Source organism: Paracoccus zhejiangensis, assembly GCF_002847445.1.
GTDB classification, from domain to species: domain Bacteria; phylum Pseudomonadota; class Alphaproteobacteria; order Rhodobacterales; family Rhodobacteraceae; genus Paracoccus; species Paracoccus zhejiangensis.
Window position 1 is genome coordinate 3142875 of sequence record NZ_CP025430.1, and the last position, 15397, is coordinate 3158271.

Sequence of the window (15397 nt, forward strand, 5' to 3'; positions counted from 1 at the left end):
CTGCTCACGGGCGAGGGGGCCATTTGCCGATGGTTCTTTTGCCCATCCATAGCATCATTCAACCGCCGGTTCAGTTACTTTCGCCGCCCTGCGACGATCCGGCCGACCAGCCGCCATCCGACATCAGCCCCAGATCGACCAGTTGCTGCCAGCCGGTCAGCCGGACCGAGCCCGGATGCCACAGGTCGGGCGCAAGGCTCAGCGCGTCGTAATAGGCGTCATAACTCGCCGCCTCGCTGAAATGCTGGCCCCGCCGCTTTTCCTCTGCGGCGCGCGCGGCAGCGCCGGGCATGAATTTCGTGTGCAGCAGCACGCCCGACAGCCGCGGATCGCCCGGCCCGTCATAGACGGTATTCAGGTCGCGCGGCAGGATCGCATGTGTCGAGTTCGAATAGGCATAGTGCCGTTGCCAGCGGACCAGCGGCAGCTTGTTCAGCGTTGGCGCCTTCTCGGGCCGGTCGGCAAAGAACATCCGGTCGCGCGGGCCGCCCTGTACCCATCGGTTCCACTTCGGATGCTGGATCTGCGTGCGATAGGGCCCGGGGTCGAACCAGTCGAGCCCGGCCAGCGGATCATCGGTCTCGGCCTGATCCATCGATCCCTTGGGATAGAGGTCCAGCATCAGCGCGCCCATCGCGGGCTGGCCGATCCGGTCCAGATGGGCGGTCAGCACGGGCAGGCCCCTGTCCTGCCAATGCGGATAGATCAGCAACTCGTCGGCATCGACGGTCAGGCACCAGTGGTCCCTACCGTAACGCGCCAGCAACCAGTTCGACCAGTCGAGGCCAAAGCGGCTGTCGCGATAGGAGGCCCGGGTGGTCCAGACCGAGACATCGGGCTGATCGGCCAGCATCTCGGCGCTGCCATCATCGCTGTCATTCACGACCATCAGAAAATGGCTGACGCCAAGCGCGCGGTAATGGTCGAGGAAACCGGGCAGTCGGATCGCCTCGTTGCGCAGGGTGGCGACACAGAGGATGTCACCCGGTGCGATCTCGGCGGTGCGGTAGGCGAGGCGAGTCAGTGACCGCCGCGCCCGGAAGGCCCGCCACAGATAGTCCCGCCGTTTCCACCGCAACCGATAGGCCCACCACAGGTCCTTGTGACGCGGTAGCGGTGTCGGGCTGCGGCTCACTTCTGGTAGTCGCCCACCTGATGCCAGCGCCAGGCATCCCCGATCATCTGGTCCAGCGTCGAGCGCTCAGGCCGCCAGCCGAGCGTGTCGATGGCACGCTGGCTGCCCGAGACGAGGCTGACCGCATCGCCGGCACGACGCGGCCCTTCGCGCAGGGGAATCTCGCGACCGGTGATCGCGGCCGAACGGGCCATGACCTCGCGCACGGTAAAGCCTGCGCCGCTGCCAAGGCAGAACACCGCGCTGCCCTTGCCGGCCTCGAGCCAGCGAAGGCCCAGCACATGGGCGTCAACAAGGTCCATCACATGCACATAGTCGCGCAGGCAGGTGCCGTCGCGGGTCGGATAATCGGTGCCGTTGACGGTCAGCGCCTCGCGTTTGCCGGTAGCCGCATCCAGAACCAGCGGGATCAGATGGGTCTCGGGGCGGTGGAACTCGCCGATCTCGGCCTCGGGGTCGGCGCCAGCGACGTTGAAATAGCGGAAGATCACCGTCTCCAGCGCGTCCGAGGCGCCGAAATCACGCAGCATCTGCTCGATCGCCAGCTTGCTGCCACCATAGGCGTTCAGCGGTTGCTGCACCGTCGCCTCATCCAGCAGCACACCGTCGTGATCGCCGTAGGTGGCGCAGGTCGACGAAAAGACCAGCCGCTTGCAGCCTGCGGCCAGCGCCGCCTGCACGAGGTTCAGCGCGCCGGTGACGTTCTCGCGCCAGTAGCGGCCGGGATCGGTCATCGACTCGCCGACCTGGCTCAGCGCGGCGAAATGCATCACCGCCACGGGGCGATACTGGGCAAAGGCCCCGGCCAGCGCCTCGGGGTCCATGAGATCGCCCTGAACGAAGGGGCCGAACTTCACCGCGTCGCGCCAGCCGGTGCCGAGATTGTCGAAGGTGACCGGCACATAGCCCGCCGCCCGCAGCTGCTTGCAGGCGTGCGAGCCGATATAGCCCGCGCCGCCCGTCACCAGGACATGATCGCCCATCGCCTATTCGGCCGCGCGCCGCATCGAGACGACATCGGTCAGGAACTCGGCCAGTTCGTCCTTCAGCTCGTCGCGGGCGAGGCCGAAGGCCACGGTCGCCTGCAGGAAGCCGGCCTTCGAGCCGCAGTCGAAACGCTGGCCACGGAAGCGCAGGCCATAGACGCCACGCCCCTCGGCGATCTCGTCGGCAATGGCATCGGTCAGCTGGATCTCGCCGCCCGAACCCTGCTTCAGCTTGTTCAGGTTCTGCATCACCGTCGGCGCCAGGATATAGCGGCCGATCACGGCGAGGTTCGAGGGCGCGGTGCCCGGTGCCGGCTTCTCGACCATGCCCTTGGCCTTGACGATGGCACCCATGTCCTCGGCAATGTCCAGCACGCCATAGGCTGACGCCTTCTCGGGGGCGACCTCCATCGTGGCAACCATGCTGCCGCCGGTCTCGCGATAGGCCTCGATCATCTGCTGCAGGCAGGGCGGCTCGCCCATGATCACGTCATCGGTCAGGATGACAGCAAAGGGTTCGTCCTCGGACAGAAGCCGCCGCGCGCACCAGACCGCATGGCCAAGGCCAAGCGCCTTGTGCTGGCGGATATAGGCGATGGCGCCGGATTCCATGTTGGTGGCGCGCAGGGTTTCCAGCAGCTCGGTCTTGCCGGATTTCTTCAGGCTGGCTTCCAGCTCGTGCGCGTGGTCGAAGTAATCCTCCAGCGCGCCCTTGCCGCGCGAGGTGACGAAGATGAATTCCTTGATCCCGGCCGCCCGCGCCTCGTCGATCGCGTACTGGATCAGCGGCCGGTCAACCAGGGTCATGATCTCTTTCGGGATGCTCTTTGTCGCCGGAAGGAATCGGGTGCCCAGACCCGCCACCGGAAAGATCGCCTTGGTAACCTTGCGGCTCATCACATGTCTCCTGCCAATCGCTGCCAACAGCCGTCGGCCTGGCCGCGACGCGCGCGGCAACCTTATCTTATATCGACCCAATGGCATCAATACACCAAGGGGTTACTGCTTAATGCAATGCGTTTGCGGCGTTATTCTGCTGTCTCGCTACGGTCTTGCCTAGTCGATGCCCATGCGGGCCATCATTGCCTCGAGCTTGGCAACGTCTTCGGGGTTGTTCAGTTCCCAGAATTCACGGCCCTGCGATTCGACCCTGACACACTGCACCCGCCGCCCCTGTTCCAGAAAGCGCAGCTGCTCCAGCCCTTCCAGCTTTTCCAGCTTGCCCTCGGGCCAGGTGGCATAGGCGGCCAGCGCATCGGGGCGATAGGCATAGACGCCGACATGGTGATGAACCGGGGTTTCCTCGTCATCGGCAAAGGGGCCGGCTGCAAAGGGCACGACTTCCTTGGTGAAATAGAGCGCGTGCATGTCGGGGCCAAAGACCGCCGTGGTGCCACCGACCCGCCCGGCACGGCGATCGGCGATCAGGTCGGCGCGCATCCTTCCGTCGCAGTTCAGCACCGGCGTAGCCAGATCGGCCTCGGGTGCGGCGCGCAGGCCGCGCACCAGATCCTCGATGAACCACGCCGGCGTCAGCGGCGCGTCGCCCTGCAGGTTCACCACGATCTCGGGCGAGATGCCCAGGTTGGCGACTGCCTCGGCGCAGCGCTCGGTGCCGTTGCGACATGTGGTCGCGGTCATCACCACCTCGGCGCCGAAGCCCTCGGCGTGATCACGAATGCGGTCGTCATCGGTGGCGACAACCACCCGGTCGATGCCCGGCACCGCCATTGCCGCATCCCAGCTGCGCCGGATCAGCGTCCGGGCCTGCCCGCCCGCCCCCTTCAGCGGGACCAGCGGCTTGCCCGGATAGCGGGTCGAGGCGTGGCGGGCGGGGATGATGATGACCACGGACATGGCTCAGTCCTTGACCAGCAGCACGCCCGGCGCGAAGGCGATGAAGAAGGGGTTTTCGAAGGCCGGCTTGCCATAGGTCAGCGGCGTATGGTCGTCGAAACGCACCACCTCGCCGCCGGCACCGCGCAGCACCGCATCGCCGGCTGCCGTGTCCCATTCCATCGTCCGGCCAAGCCGTGGATACAGGTCGGCCTCGCCCGTGGCCACAAGGCAGAACTTCAGCGACGATCCGGCGCTGGTCATGTCGCGCACGCCGTAGCGGGCGATGTAGTCATCGGTCGCCGCGTCGCGGTGCGATTTCGACGCCACCACCATCAGCCCGCGATTGTCGGGCATCGGGTTGACCCCGATCGGATGGGTCTCGCCCGGCGTCTCGCCGAAGGGCCCCATCTCCTCGATCGATCGGCCGTCAGCGGTGGTATAGAAAAGCCGCCCCTTGGCCGGGGCATAGACCACCCCGCGCAGCGGTACGCCGTTCTCGACATAGGCGATGTTGACGGTGAAATCGCCGCGACGCTGGACGAATTCCTTGGTGCCGTCCAGCGGGTCGACGATCAGGAAGCTGGTTGCCGTCACCTCATGCGTCGCGGCCTGTTCCTCGGTCACCAGCGCGATGTCGGGAAAGGCCGCGCGCAGCCCGGCCGAGATCAGCGCGTCTGCTGCCTCGTCCGCCTCGGTGACGGGCGAGGCATCGGACTTGGAACGTACCTCGAAATCCTCGGCGTCATAGATGTCCATGATCTTCGCGCCTGCCGCCAGCGCAAGCCGGCGCATCTCGGCTGACAATCGGTCGAATTCCATAAAGTCCTGCCTTTTCTGCCAGGGCGACCACAGCCGCCGCTGATTGAATCTTCACCTTTCCCCACTTATGATCGCGCGACCGGGGATGAGCAAGCGCCCCCGGCGCATTGGCCTTAGCCCGGGTTTACTCGCCGTTGTTCGTTCAGCATCGCAACCGGAACATGCTCGAGGCGGCGTATAACACGCTGCTGCTGATCTATTTCCAGATCGTCTACAACCTGCGCAAGGAACACACCAATCCGCTGATCGGCCTGCTGCTGACCATCATCCAATCCTCGCTGATGGTGGTGGCGTTCTTCCTGCTCTACTACGTCATCGGCGTCCGGACCTCGCCCATCCGCGGCGATTTCATGGTCTTCATCATGACCGGGATCTTTGTGTTCGTCACCCATGTCCAGGGCACCGCTGCGGTGTCGAGCTCGGGCGCGCTGACCTCGGGAATGACCAAGCACGGGCCGATGAGTTCTGCCGTCATGATCGCCGGTGCCGCCATCGCGGTGCTCTACAAGCAGGTGCTCAGCTGCATCGTCATCCTGTGGGCCTATCATGCCATCGTGACGCCCGTCGTCGTCAATGACTGGGTCGCCTGCCTGGCGCTGCTGGTGCTGGCCTGGCTGTCGGGCTGCGCTGTGGGTCTGGTTTTCCTGTCGATCCGGCCCTGGGCGCCCAAGGCTGCGGGGCTTTTGACCACCATCTATTCGCGGCTGAACATGATCGCCTCGGGCAAGATGTTCGTCGCCAATACCCTGCCCAACTTCATGCTGCCCTATTTCGAGTGGAACCCGCTGTTCCACATCATCGACCAGATGCGCGGCTTCGCCTTCATCAACTATGTCCCGCACAAGACCAATCTGGAATATCCGATCTACTTCACCATCGCGGTGACGATGATCGGTCTGATGGCCGAATTCACCACCCGCAACAGCGTCTCGGCCAGCTGGAGCGCGGGCAAGTAACGGCGCGAGCTTGCCGGATTGTCGCTTCCGAGCCGGGAGGCGGCCAGGGCTTGCGGTGGAATCAGGGGGCGACTCGCCACGGCTGACTGAGGGTGAGCGGTTGAATCAAATAAGCTGGAGTCATCTAATCCGCGTATCGCGGGCTCTCGAGCGCTGTCCGACTGATCCAGAAGGACAGGTTTCGACAATTTCAGCCATTTTCTCTTATGTGCCAGTAGTCTGAGGTGTTTGACTGATCCCGTCCCGGTGCGACGGCGCGTGGCGATTCGCGACGCTGCCCATTGCGCCGGGCATCGTTCTGGCCCGAAGGGCAGTCATGAAGGACAATGAGGATGTTTGTTAAACCAGTTCTGATCGCTTCGGCGATCCTTTCGCTTGCCGCCTGTTCGCTCGATCCGCGCGAATATGAAACGACGCCGGTTGTCGTCCAGACCGAGGCGGGGCCGGTCACCTGCCAGCTTTACACTCATGAGCAGGTCATCTGGGATCGGGCGACCAGTCGTCCCAACAGCATGGATGTCGAAACCGCCGACAATCTGTGCCGCCAAGAGGGTGTCCGCGTCAAATCCGGCGGCTAGGAGGCTAGAGGGCCGGCCATTCTCCTCCTGCAGGGAATTGGTCGGCGTGCCGATCCGAAGCAGCCCGTCTCAGGCCGGAAAGCCCTTGGCCCGCCGCAGCTGGCCGGTGACGATGCCGCGCCAGTTCTTCTGGTCGCCGGTCAGATAGGTCTCGACCACCGGATGACCCGCGTCGAGCACACCCAGATGCACCAGCAGGGCGGTGATCGCCGCCTCGCTGGCCCGGGTGCCGCCGTCGAGGATCTTCAGTGCCACGCCCAGCTTCTTCTCGGGAATGATGGCGACAAAGACCGCCTCGGCCCCGGTCTTCACCGCGACACGGCCCTGCATCGCCCGCATCAGCGCCGTGCAGGCGCGGCCCTCGCCGGCGACGAGTTCGGGAAAGGCGCACATCGCCTGGACCAGCGAGGCCATTGCCTCGCCCCGCGCCCCGCCGCCGGGGGCGGCAAAGGCGGCCATGGCGCGGGCAAGCCCGGTGATCGTGCCGGCATGGTTCGGGGCCGAGCATCCATCGATGCCGAAACCGGGGCTGGTCTCGCCCGTCACCTCTTCGAAGGCGGCCTTGCAGGCCAGCTGCACCGGATGATCAAGCTCGACATATTCCGAATTGCCGCCGAGATGCTGGTTCAGCGTGAGGAAGCCCGCATGCTTGCCCGAGCAGTTGTTGTGCAATTGGCAGGGGCTGGCCCCTGCGCAGGTCAGCCGCGCCGCCTCGATCCGGTCGCCCGGCATATGCGAGCCGCAGCGCAGGTCGCGTTCCGACAGCCCGCGGTTCTTCAGCCAGCTATCCACCCGCTCGACATGGATGGCGGCACCGTTATGGCTGGCGCAGGACAGGGCCAGCTGTTCGGGGCGCAACCCGGCCGCCGCTGCCGCGCCGCTCTCCAGCAGGGGCAGGGCCTGGATCATCTTGCAGGACGAGCGCGGAAAGATCACCGCCCCGGGATCGCCCCAGGCCTCGACCACGCCCGAGGGGTCGCAGATCACCGCGTGACCGCGATGCACGCTTTCCAGCATCCCGCCGCGCCACAACTCGATCAGATCAACAGCCGACATTCCAAATTTCCCCTGACAATTGCGCGATTTCCCGCCAATGGGCCTTTTTCGCGCCGTCGATTTTGGGCTATCCTGCCGGCAGTCGGTTGAAAACACCATCGCAATCGGAAACAACGCCGGCAAACAGGCGATTTGGCAGGAGGCCAGAGCATGAAACCATTTACGCTGCGCGGCATGTTGGCCATTGCAGTAGCCGCCGGCGGTCTGACCGCCGCGCAGGCACAGGAATCCAACAACGTCGTGGCGACCGAGGGCGACTGGACCGTCTTCGCCGCTGACAGCCCCAAGGAATGCTGGGCGGTGTCGCCGCCGAAGTCGACGGTCAACACCCGCGACGGCCAGGCAGTCGAGGTGACGCGCAGCGACATCCGGCTGTATATCGCCTATCGCCCGGGGCAGGATGGCGAGGTCTCGTTCACCGGCGGTTATCCCTTCGCGCCCGACTCGACCGTCGAGGTCGATATCGGCGGGCAGAAGTTCAACCTGTTCACCGAGGGCGAAAGCGCCTGGACCGGCAGCCCGTCGGAAGACGGCAAGCTAATCGGTGCGCTGCGCGCGGGCTCGTCGGCGACGATCACCGGCCGTTCGTCGCGCGGCACCCAGACGCAGGACACGTTCAGCCTGTCGGGCATCACCGCCGCGACCAATACGGCGAAGGAACGCTGCAAGTAACCGGCGGGTTCGGGGCGCTGCGCCCGTCGCCTTTCGGCGACTCCGTCGGGTTATTTCGGCACGGATGAAAGGGTCGGTTGAATTGCCGGCCCTTTTCCCTTATCTGCAGGTCTTTCCCAATTGCCGGTAACCCCATGTCCGCCCCGATCACGCAGGATGTCCTGACCATTCCCCGCAAGCTGCCCGAGGGCGGTCGCACGAATATCGTGGGCCTGACCCGCGACCAGCTGCGCGAGGCGCTTATCGCCGCCGGCACACCGGAAAAGCAGGCGAAGATGCGGGTGGGGCAGGTCTGGCAGTGGATCTATCACTGGGGCGTCCGCGATTTCGCGCTGATGACCAACCTGGCCAAGGATTACCGCGCGCTGTTGGCCGAAAAGTTCGAGATCGCGCTGCCCGAGGTGGTGACCCGGCAGGTCAGCGCCGACGGCACCCGCAAGTATCTGCTGCGCATCGCCGGCGGCCACGAGGTCGAGGCGGTTTACATTCCCGAAGAGAATCGCGGCACGCTGTGCGTGTCGTCGCAGGTCGGCTGCACGCTGACCTGCTCCTTCTGCCATACCGGCACGCAGAAGCTGGTGCGCAACCTGACCCCCGGCGAGATCGTCGGCCAGCTGATGGTGGCGCGCGACGATCTGGAGGAATGGCCGGTTCAGGGCGCGCCCAAGGACGAGACCCGGCTGATCAGCAATGTCGTGCTGATGGGCATGGGCGAGCCCTTGTACAATTTCGAGGGCGTGCGCGACGCGATGAAGGTGGTGATGGATAACGAGGGGCTGAGCCTCTCGCGCCGCCGGATCACGCTCTCGACCAGTGGCGTCGTGCCCGAGATCGCCCGCACCGCAGAGGAAATCGGCTGCCTGCTGGCCGTCAGCTTCCACGCCACCACCGACGAGGTGCGCGACAAGCTGGTGCCGATCAACAAGCGCTGGAACATCGCCACGCTGCTGGATGCACTGCGCGAGTATCCCCGCCTGTCGAACAGCGAGCGGATCACCTTTGAATATGTGATGCTGGACGGGGTGAATGACAGCGACGCCGACGCGCGCCGGCTGGTCAAGCTGATCCAGGGCATTCCGGCCAAGATCAACCTGATCCCCTTCAACGAATGGCCCGGCGCGCCCTACAAGCGCTCGAGCTGGGAGCGGATCGAGGCCTTTGCCGATATCGTCCACAAGGCCGGCTATGCCAGCCCGATCCGCACGCCCCGCGGCGAGGACATCATGGCCGCCTGCGGCCAGCTGAAATCCGCGACCGAGCGCGGCCGGAAATCCAAGGCGCAGATCGCGGCGGAGGCGGCGGGTTAAGCCGGGTCTGGCAAACCGGCCCGCAGCTTTCGCAGCAGCGCATTCAACTGCGCCTGTTCTTCGGGAGTCAGCGCCGAGAGAATCCGCCTCTCGTTCGCCGCATGGGGCACGACCGCCGCCTCGACCAGTTCTCGACCCTCGTCGGTCAGGCTGACCAGCGTGCCGCGCCGGTCCCCGGGGTTGGGTCGCCGTGCGATCAGCCCGCGCTTTTCCAGCCGGTCCAGCCGCGCCGTCATCCCGCCCGAGGTCATCATCGTCGCCTCGTAAAGATCGGTGGGGGTGAGGGTGAAGGGCGTGCCGGCGCGGCGCAGGGTGGCCAGCACGTCGAATTCCCCACGCTGCAGCCCGAAGCCGGCGAAAAGCGGTTCCAGATGGTCGCGGCCGATCACGGCGGAAAGGTCGTTCAGCCGCCCGATCACCTCCATGGCGGAGACATCCATCTGCGGCATTTCCCGCCGCCATTGGGCGACAGCACGGGCAGCACGATCGGGTTCGGACATTTATCTTGCCATCAAGTTACTTTCCGATAAGATAATATCATCGACTCGGAGGTTTCTGCAATGCGCAATCCTACCCAGGCCCAAGGCAGCACGGGGCTGATCCTGATCTGCCTGATGATCTCCGGCATCTCGATGGCCGCCATCATCCTGATCTCGAAGTCCGTGGCCGAGGCCGGGGCGCCGATGCTGTGGTTCCTGACCGTAGTCATGGCGCTGGCCGGGGTGGTGCAACTGGGCATCGCCGGGGCCTTGGGGCAATTGCACGGCTGGCGGAAGCTTCTGCCCTATTCCGCCGGGGCAGGGGTCTTTGCCGCGCTGCCCTCGGCGCTTGGCTATCTGTCGGTGGCGCATGTGGGCGCGGGCTATGTGGCGCTGACCTTCGCCTTCCCGCCGCTGCTCACATGGGTTCTGGCGCGGCTGCTGGGGATGGAGGGGCGCAGCGCCCGCCGCTTTCTGGCGGTTTTGCTGGGCCTTACCGGTGGCCTCATCCTCGCGACCGGCAAGCTGGAGGGTCTGGCCGGGCGGGGCGGTGCGGGCTGGGTGCTGCTGGCCAGCGCCATTCCTTTCATCCTGGCGGTGGGCAATATCTATCGCACCCGCTACTGGCCCAAGGGGGCGGGCTCCGTCGGACTGGCTGCGCTGCTGCTGCTTCTGGGCGCCGCGATGACCCTACCCTTCGCGCTGGCTTTCGAGGGCAGTCCGGCGCAACTGTGGGAGGACGGCTGGGTCCGACTGCTGCTCATCGCCGATATCCTGCTGTTTGTCGTGCAGTACATCGCCTATTTCATCCTGCAGAAGGTCGGTGGGCCGGTCATCCTGTCGCTTCTTGGCTCGGTCGCCGCCGTCACCGGGGCCAGTGCGGCTCCGATCCTCTTTGGCGAGGCGCTGCCGCGTGGCTTCCTGCTGGCGGGGCTTCTCGTCGCCGCTGCCGTGGTGCTGATGCTGTGGCGCGGGCCACTGCGGCTCAGGACCCGGCGCACTTCGGTCGCTTCCGACTGCCGATGATCTCCGCCGCCTTGCCGGTGGTAGCGAGGCAGCCGGATCAGCCGCGAACTGCATTGAACAGCGGGTGCATCGAGACCGGCCGGAAGCTGCGCTTCATCTGCGCGATCCCCGGCCGCTTGCTGTCGCAGAAGTCGTTGAACAGCGGCGTCGCCCCCTCGTTGCCGGCAATGAAGCGCTGGCGCTGCAGATAGGCAAGACCCGGCTGATCGTGGTCGGATACGGTGATGAACATGCTGGACATGGTGGCATTGATCGGCCCGCCAAAAGTAAATGCGGCGACGGCGCCATCGACCCGGATGACCTCGCCCCGCAGGATTTCCGGGCTGATTCCGGAACCCTCGAGGCAACGTCTGGTATAGGTCCGGTAGGGGCCGATCTTAACTCCCCGCTCGCCGAGCCGCTTGCGCCAGGCGGCAAGCAGCGCCTTGCACTCGTCACGATCCTCGGGGCCATAGGGTCGAACCGTCAGGTCCGCACCGTTGTAGTGACCGACCTTGCGGCGGAGCGAGGCATAGGGCCCGCCGGCCATCCGGGTGACCGCCTCGGCATCATAGATGTACTCGGTCGCGTTGAGGCGCAGCCGGAATCCCTCGCGCGCGATCTGCGGGGCGACCTTCTCAGGAACGCGCTGGATGCGCAGACGGCGATCACCGTTCATCGCGGCCATCCGTGCGCCGGCGTGGCTGAGCGCCTCGGCCGAGAAGGGAAAAGGCGGTACCAGCAGCGACATCCGCGGCTTCCCGGCCTTCCGCGTCAGCCGGTAGACCAGGATCGATCCCCCCACGGTTTCAAACAGGATCCGGTCCCTGCCGGTCAGATGGCTGAAGAAATGCAGGTAAGGAAAGAAATAGGACCATCCCGAAACGCCCGCCTCCGTCACCGCGTCGCGGATGAGATCGGCATCTGCGACCAGGATCGGGGAGAGCCCGTCGAGCGCCGGGTCTCGGGAAATTGGTTCAGCGAGGCTCATCTGCACCTCCATGCGGGAAGCAGGGATAGCGAGGCGCGGCGGGGCGGTACCCCGCCGAATGGCAGGATCCGGTCTTGCAAGGCTTCCAGGTCTGATGCCAGGTCAAGCATCACGCCCGCGACAGTGGAATTTTCAGGCAGTTCCGCGATTCCCAAGCGGGCGGCCGGCTAATTCAGTTCGCCGATTTTCGCAGTGAAATGCACTTTGAATTCCGCGGGTTTCGATAGCCATCGCAAAATCGACCCAGTTAATGACCAATTACAACGATAATTCTACCGTTCTTCGAACCTCTTTTCCATGGCTGCGGGCTAATTTCGGACGATCTGGCCGACGCAAATGCTGTCCATCCTTCCGCTGGTCGCAAGGGCAGGACAGGGCGCGCGGTCCCTACAGGAACATCAGTCCTTGCTCTTGCGCCAATTGTCGATGATCTCGACCGCTTCATCTGCTGTCTCGACATAGTGGAACAGCTTCAGGTCGCTTTCGCTGATCGTCCCGGCCTCGGCCAGGGCCTGCCAGTTGATCACCTTGTCCCAGAATTCACGCCCGAACAGCAGGATCGGGATCGGCGTCATCCGACCGGTCTGGATCAGGGTCAGCGTTTCGAACAACTCGTCCATCGTCCCGAAGCCGCCGGGGAAGACGGTGATCGCCGCCGCGCGCATCAGGAAATGCATCTTGCGGATGGCGAAATAGTGGAAGTTGAAGCTGAGATCGGGCGTCACAAACGGGTTCGGCGCCTGTTCATGCGGCAGGACGATGTTCAGTCCGATGGACTGACCCCCGGCCTCGTCGGCGCCCTGATTGCCGGCCTCCATCACCCCGGGGCCGCCGCCGGTGCAGATGACGAATTCGCGGCCATAGGTGGCCTGGCTGCGCTCGGTCATCAGATAGGCAAAGCGCCGCGCCTCCTCGTAATATTTCGACAGCTCCCGCAGCGTCTTGGTCCGGGCCTTGTCGGCATTCTGCGGCGAGGGGATGCGCGCGCCGCCGAACATCACCACGGTCGATTCGATGCCGCGCTCGTCCATGATCATCTGCGGCTTCAGCAGTTCCAGCTGGAAGCGAACCGGCCGCAGTTCTTCGCGCAGCAGGAATTCGGGGTCACTGAAAGCAAGGCGATAGGCCGGGGCCCGGGTCTGCGGCGTGTCGGGCGTCTCCTTCGCCGCGGCGGCGTCCTGGTGGCTGGCGCGGAAGGGGTGGGCGCGGTCTTCGTCCTTGCTCATCTGATCCTCGTGATCCTCGGGCATTGGGGGCGCGGCGATTGCGCGCCGTGGCTTCCACGCTTATAGCCGATGAAACCCTAACACCACCCGAAGAGAGGCCTGCCATGACCGCCGCACTGGAAAACGCCATCGAAGCTGCCTGGGAACACCGTGCCGAGATCACCCCGGCCACCAAGGGCGAGTTGCGCGAAGCGGTGGAAGAGGCGCTGAACCGGCTGGACAATGGCACGCTGCGCGTGGCGGAAAAGCGCGGCAATGACTGGCATGTGAACCAATGGGCGAAAAAGGCGGTGCTTCTGGGCTTCCGCCTGAACGACATGGCCGAGATGTCGGGCGCGCCGCAGGGGTCGAACTGGTGGGACAAGGTGCCGACCAAGTTCGAGGGCTGGGGCGACAACCAGTGGCGGGCGGCCGGCTTCCGCGCCGTGCCGGGCGCCATCGTGCGCCGCTCGGCCTTCATCGCCAAGGGCGCGGTGCTGATGCCGTCCTTCGTGAACCTCGGCGCGCATGTGGGCGAGGGCACCATGGTCGACACCTGGGCCACCGTCGGTTCCTGCGCGCAGATCGGCAAGAACGTCCACCTGTCCGGCGGTGTCGGTATCGGCGGCGTGCTGGAGCCGCTGCAGGCCGGCCCGACCATCATCGAGGATGACTGCTTCATCGGTGCGCGCTCGGAAGTGGTCGAGGGCTGCATCGTCCGCGAGGGCTCGGTGCTGGGCATGGGCGTCTTCATCGGCCAGTCGACCAAGATCGTAGACCGCGAGACCGGTGCGGTCATGTATGGCGAGGTGCCGGCGGGTTCGGTGGTCGTCGCCGGCTCGATGCCCTCGAAGAACGGCATCAACCTCTATTGCGCGGTGATCGTGAAGCGGGTGGACGCCAAGACCCGCAGCAAGACCTCGATCAACGAATTGCTGCGCGACTAAGTGACGACGCTCTACATCGACGCCGATGCCTGCCCGGTGAAGGCCGAGGCCGAGCGCGTGGCCACGCGGCTGCGCGTTCCGATGGTGCTGGTCTGCAATGGCGGGCTGCGTCCGCCACAGAACCCGCTGGTGACGCTGAAGATCGTGGCCGAGGGCCCGGACGAGGCCGACAAGTGGATCGCCGAAGCATGCGGTCCCGGCGACGTGCTGGTGACCAGCGACCTGCCGCTGGCCGACCGCTGTTTGAAGGCCGGGGCGCAGGTCATCCAGCATGACGGCGAGGTGCTGAGTGTCGCCAATATCGGCCCGCGCCTCGCCACGCGCGACCTGATGGCCGATATCCGGTCAGCCGATCCCTTCCATCAGGGCGGCGGCAAGGGGTTCGGCAAGTCCGAACGGGCGCGGTTCCTGCAGGGGCTGGATCGGGTGCTGGGCGCTGCCCTGCGCCAAAGCTGAACTCGCTCATTCCCGCCGGGCCAGCGCCGGCCCGTCCCCCGGGTCGGCGCTTGGGTGCGTCAGCCCCGAGTTCAGCCAGACGAGGGCCTTGGCACCATAAACCGCGTCGGCCCACCGCCGCGATGCCACCCCACGGGTCGGCGCTGGCCCTCTGTTCGACTATTACCCCTGCGGCTTGATCTTCTGCGCCGTGCCCCCGGCAAACGCCGCCAGCCGTTCCTTTGCCGCCTCTTGCGTGTTCACCACGCCCGCCACCACCGCCTCGGCATAGGCGGCATCCAGCGCCGACATGTTCTGCATGTGGCTGATGGCCGAGCAGATGGCGAAGTTCGACAAAGGCGGGTTCTTGGCGGCGTTGCGGGCGATCTCCCAGGCCTTGGCCTCGGCATCGTCGACGAGATACTGGCAGAGGCCGACATCCACCGCCTCCTGGCCGCGATAGAGGCGGCCCGACAGCATCATGTCGATCATCCGCGCCTTGCCGATCAGGTCGGCCACGCGGATCGTCGCGCCGCCGCCGGTGAACAAGCCGCGCTGGCCCTCGGGCAGGCCGAAATAGCTATCCTGCGAGGCCACGCGGATATGCGCGGCCGAGGCCAGTTCCAGCCCGCCGCCCACGACCGCACCCTTCAGCACGGCGATGATCGGGACGCCGCCATATTCCATCTTGTTGAAGGCCTCGTGCCAGCGCAGGCAGACATGCATGAAATCGCTGGCCGAACGTTCCTCGCGGTGATGCTCCACCAGATCCAGCCCGGCGCTGAAATGATCGCCATTGGCGCGCAGGATCGCGGCGCGGATGCCGGCGCGGGGCAGGGTGGTGAAGATGTCCACCAGCTCGTCGATGGTCGCCAGATCCAGCGCATTGCGCTTGGTCGGGCGGTTCAGGGTGACCGTGGCGATGCCGTCGGCGTCCACCTCGAGCAGGATGTTCTGCAATTGCAGGTCTTCGATCTTGCGCATCTT

The 15397-nt window shown here is 65.4% G+C and carries 17 protein-coding genes; 7 read left to right on the top strand and 10 right to left on the bottom strand.

The features are described 5' to 3' along the window. Positions 1 to 70: 70 nt before the first annotated feature. From CX676_RS15205 to cysQ, 5 genes are all read right to left on the bottom strand, one after another. On the bottom strand, positions 71 to 1135 hold the full coding sequence (locus CX676_RS15205) for a glycosyltransferase family 2 protein (protein WP_101753366.1): 1065 nt from the start codon (positions 1133 to 1135) through the stop codon (positions 71 to 73). Continuing rightward, complete coding sequence (gene galE / locus CX676_RS15210; RefSeq protein ID WP_101753367.1) at positions 1132 to 2118, bottom strand: UDP-glucose 4-epimerase GalE; 987 nt, start codon at positions 2116 to 2118, stop codon at positions 1132 to 1134. Before galE ends, CX676_RS15205 begins: the two co-directional genes overlap by 4 nt. A gap of 3 nt (positions 2119 to 2121) precedes the next feature. Beyond that, complete coding sequence (locus CX676_RS15215; RefSeq protein WP_101753368.1) at positions 2122 to 3018, bottom strand: UTP--glucose-1-phosphate uridylyltransferase; 897 nt, start codon at positions 3016 to 3018, stop codon at positions 2122 to 2124. Positions 3019 to 3177: 159 nt separating this feature from the next. Further along, positions 3178 to 3978, bottom strand: coding sequence for a 3-deoxy-manno-octulosonate cytidylyltransferase (locus tag CX676_RS15220; protein WP_101753369.1), 801 nt, complete (start codon positions 3976 to 3978; stop codon positions 3178 to 3180). 3 nt (positions 3979 to 3981) lie between these two features. Further along, on the bottom strand, positions 3982 to 4779 hold the full coding sequence (cysQ, locus tag CX676_RS15225) for a 3'(2'),5'-bisphosphate nucleotidase CysQ (protein ID WP_101753370.1): 798 nt from the start codon (positions 4777 to 4779) through the stop codon (positions 3982 to 3984). A 161-nt stretch (positions 4780 to 4940) separates the two neighbouring features. On the opposite strand from cysQ, the gene CX676_RS15230 reads away from it, so the two are divergent. Continuing rightward, complete coding sequence (locus CX676_RS15230; protein ID WP_232816477.1) at positions 4941 to 5735, top strand: ABC transporter permease; 795 nt, start codon at positions 4941 to 4943, stop codon at positions 5733 to 5735. 332 nt (positions 5736 to 6067) lie between these two features. Then, positions 6068 to 6313, top strand: a complete 246-nt coding sequence (locus CX676_RS15235) for a hypothetical protein (protein ID WP_232816478.1) — start codon at positions 6068 to 6070, stop codon at positions 6311 to 6313. 69 nt (positions 6314 to 6382) lie between these two features. Here CX676_RS15235 and CX676_RS15240 read toward each other — a convergent pair whose 3' ends face one another. After that, complete coding sequence (locus CX676_RS15240) at positions 6383 to 7369, bottom strand: asparaginase (protein ID WP_101753373.1); 987 nt, start codon at positions 7367 to 7369, stop codon at positions 6383 to 6385. A gap of 174 nt (positions 7370 to 7543) precedes the next feature. Between CX676_RS15240 and CX676_RS15245 the strand changes: the two genes are divergently transcribed. Then, positions 7544 to 8041, top strand: a complete 498-nt coding sequence (locus CX676_RS15245) for an invasion associated locus B family protein (protein ID WP_101753374.1) — start codon at positions 7544 to 7546, stop codon at positions 8039 to 8041. A 134-nt stretch (positions 8042 to 8175) separates the two neighbouring features. Next, positions 8176 to 9348 (top strand): 23S rRNA (adenine(2503)-C(2))-methyltransferase RlmN, encoded by a 1173-nt coding sequence (rlmN, locus tag CX676_RS15250; protein WP_101753375.1) that lies wholly within the window; start codon positions 8176 to 8178, stop codon positions 9346 to 9348. On the opposite strand, the gene CX676_RS15255 is transcribed toward rlmN, so the two are convergent. Further along, a complete protein-coding gene (locus CX676_RS15255) occupies positions 9345 to 9848 on the bottom strand; it encodes a MarR family winged helix-turn-helix transcriptional regulator (RefSeq protein WP_101753376.1) in 504 nt (167 codons plus the stop codon). The two genes, rlmN and CX676_RS15255, sit on opposite strands and share 4 nt — an antisense overlap. A 60-nt stretch (positions 9849 to 9908) precedes the next feature. Between CX676_RS15255 and CX676_RS15260 the strand changes: the two genes are divergently transcribed. After that, positions 9909 to 10853 (top strand): hypothetical protein, encoded by a 945-nt coding sequence (locus tag CX676_RS15260; protein WP_101753377.1) that lies wholly within the window; start codon positions 9909 to 9911, stop codon positions 10851 to 10853. A 37-nt stretch (positions 10854 to 10890) separates the two neighbouring features. Here the strand turns inward: CX676_RS15260 and CX676_RS15265 are convergent, their stop codons facing one another. Together CX676_RS15265 and CX676_RS15270 are read right to left on the bottom strand one after the other, a co-directional pair. Next, positions 10891 to 11823 carry a phosphatidylglycerol lysyltransferase domain-containing protein gene (locus tag CX676_RS15265; RefSeq protein WP_157935961.1) on the bottom strand — a complete coding sequence of 311 codons (933 nt, stop codon included), beginning with the start codon at positions 11821 to 11823 and terminating at the stop codon, positions 10891 to 10893. 398 nt (positions 11824 to 12221) lie between these two features. After that, positions 12222 to 13049 carry an LOG family protein gene (locus CX676_RS15270; RefSeq protein WP_101754372.1) on the bottom strand — a complete coding sequence of 276 codons (828 nt, stop codon included), beginning with the start codon at positions 13047 to 13049 and terminating at the stop codon, positions 12222 to 12224. A 104-nt stretch (positions 13050 to 13153) separates the two neighbouring features. On the opposite strand from CX676_RS15270, the gene dapD reads away from it, so the two are divergent. Then, on the top strand, positions 13154 to 13975 hold the full coding sequence (dapD, locus tag CX676_RS15275; RefSeq protein ID WP_101753379.1) for a 2,3,4,5-tetrahydropyridine-2,6-dicarboxylate N-succinyltransferase: 822 nt from the start codon (positions 13154 to 13156) through the stop codon (positions 13973 to 13975). After that, a complete protein-coding gene (locus CX676_RS15280) occupies positions 13976 to 14431 on the top strand; it encodes a YaiI/YqxD family protein (RefSeq protein WP_101753380.1) in 456 nt (151 codons plus the stop codon). 162 nt (positions 14432 to 14593) lie between these two features. Here CX676_RS15280 and CX676_RS15285 read toward each other — a convergent pair whose 3' ends face one another. Then, positions 14594 to 15394 carry a crotonase/enoyl-CoA hydratase family protein gene (locus CX676_RS15285; protein ID WP_101753381.1) on the bottom strand — a complete coding sequence of 267 codons (801 nt, stop codon included), beginning with the start codon at positions 15392 to 15394 and terminating at the stop codon, positions 14594 to 14596. Positions 15395 to 15397: the final 3 nt, after the last annotated feature.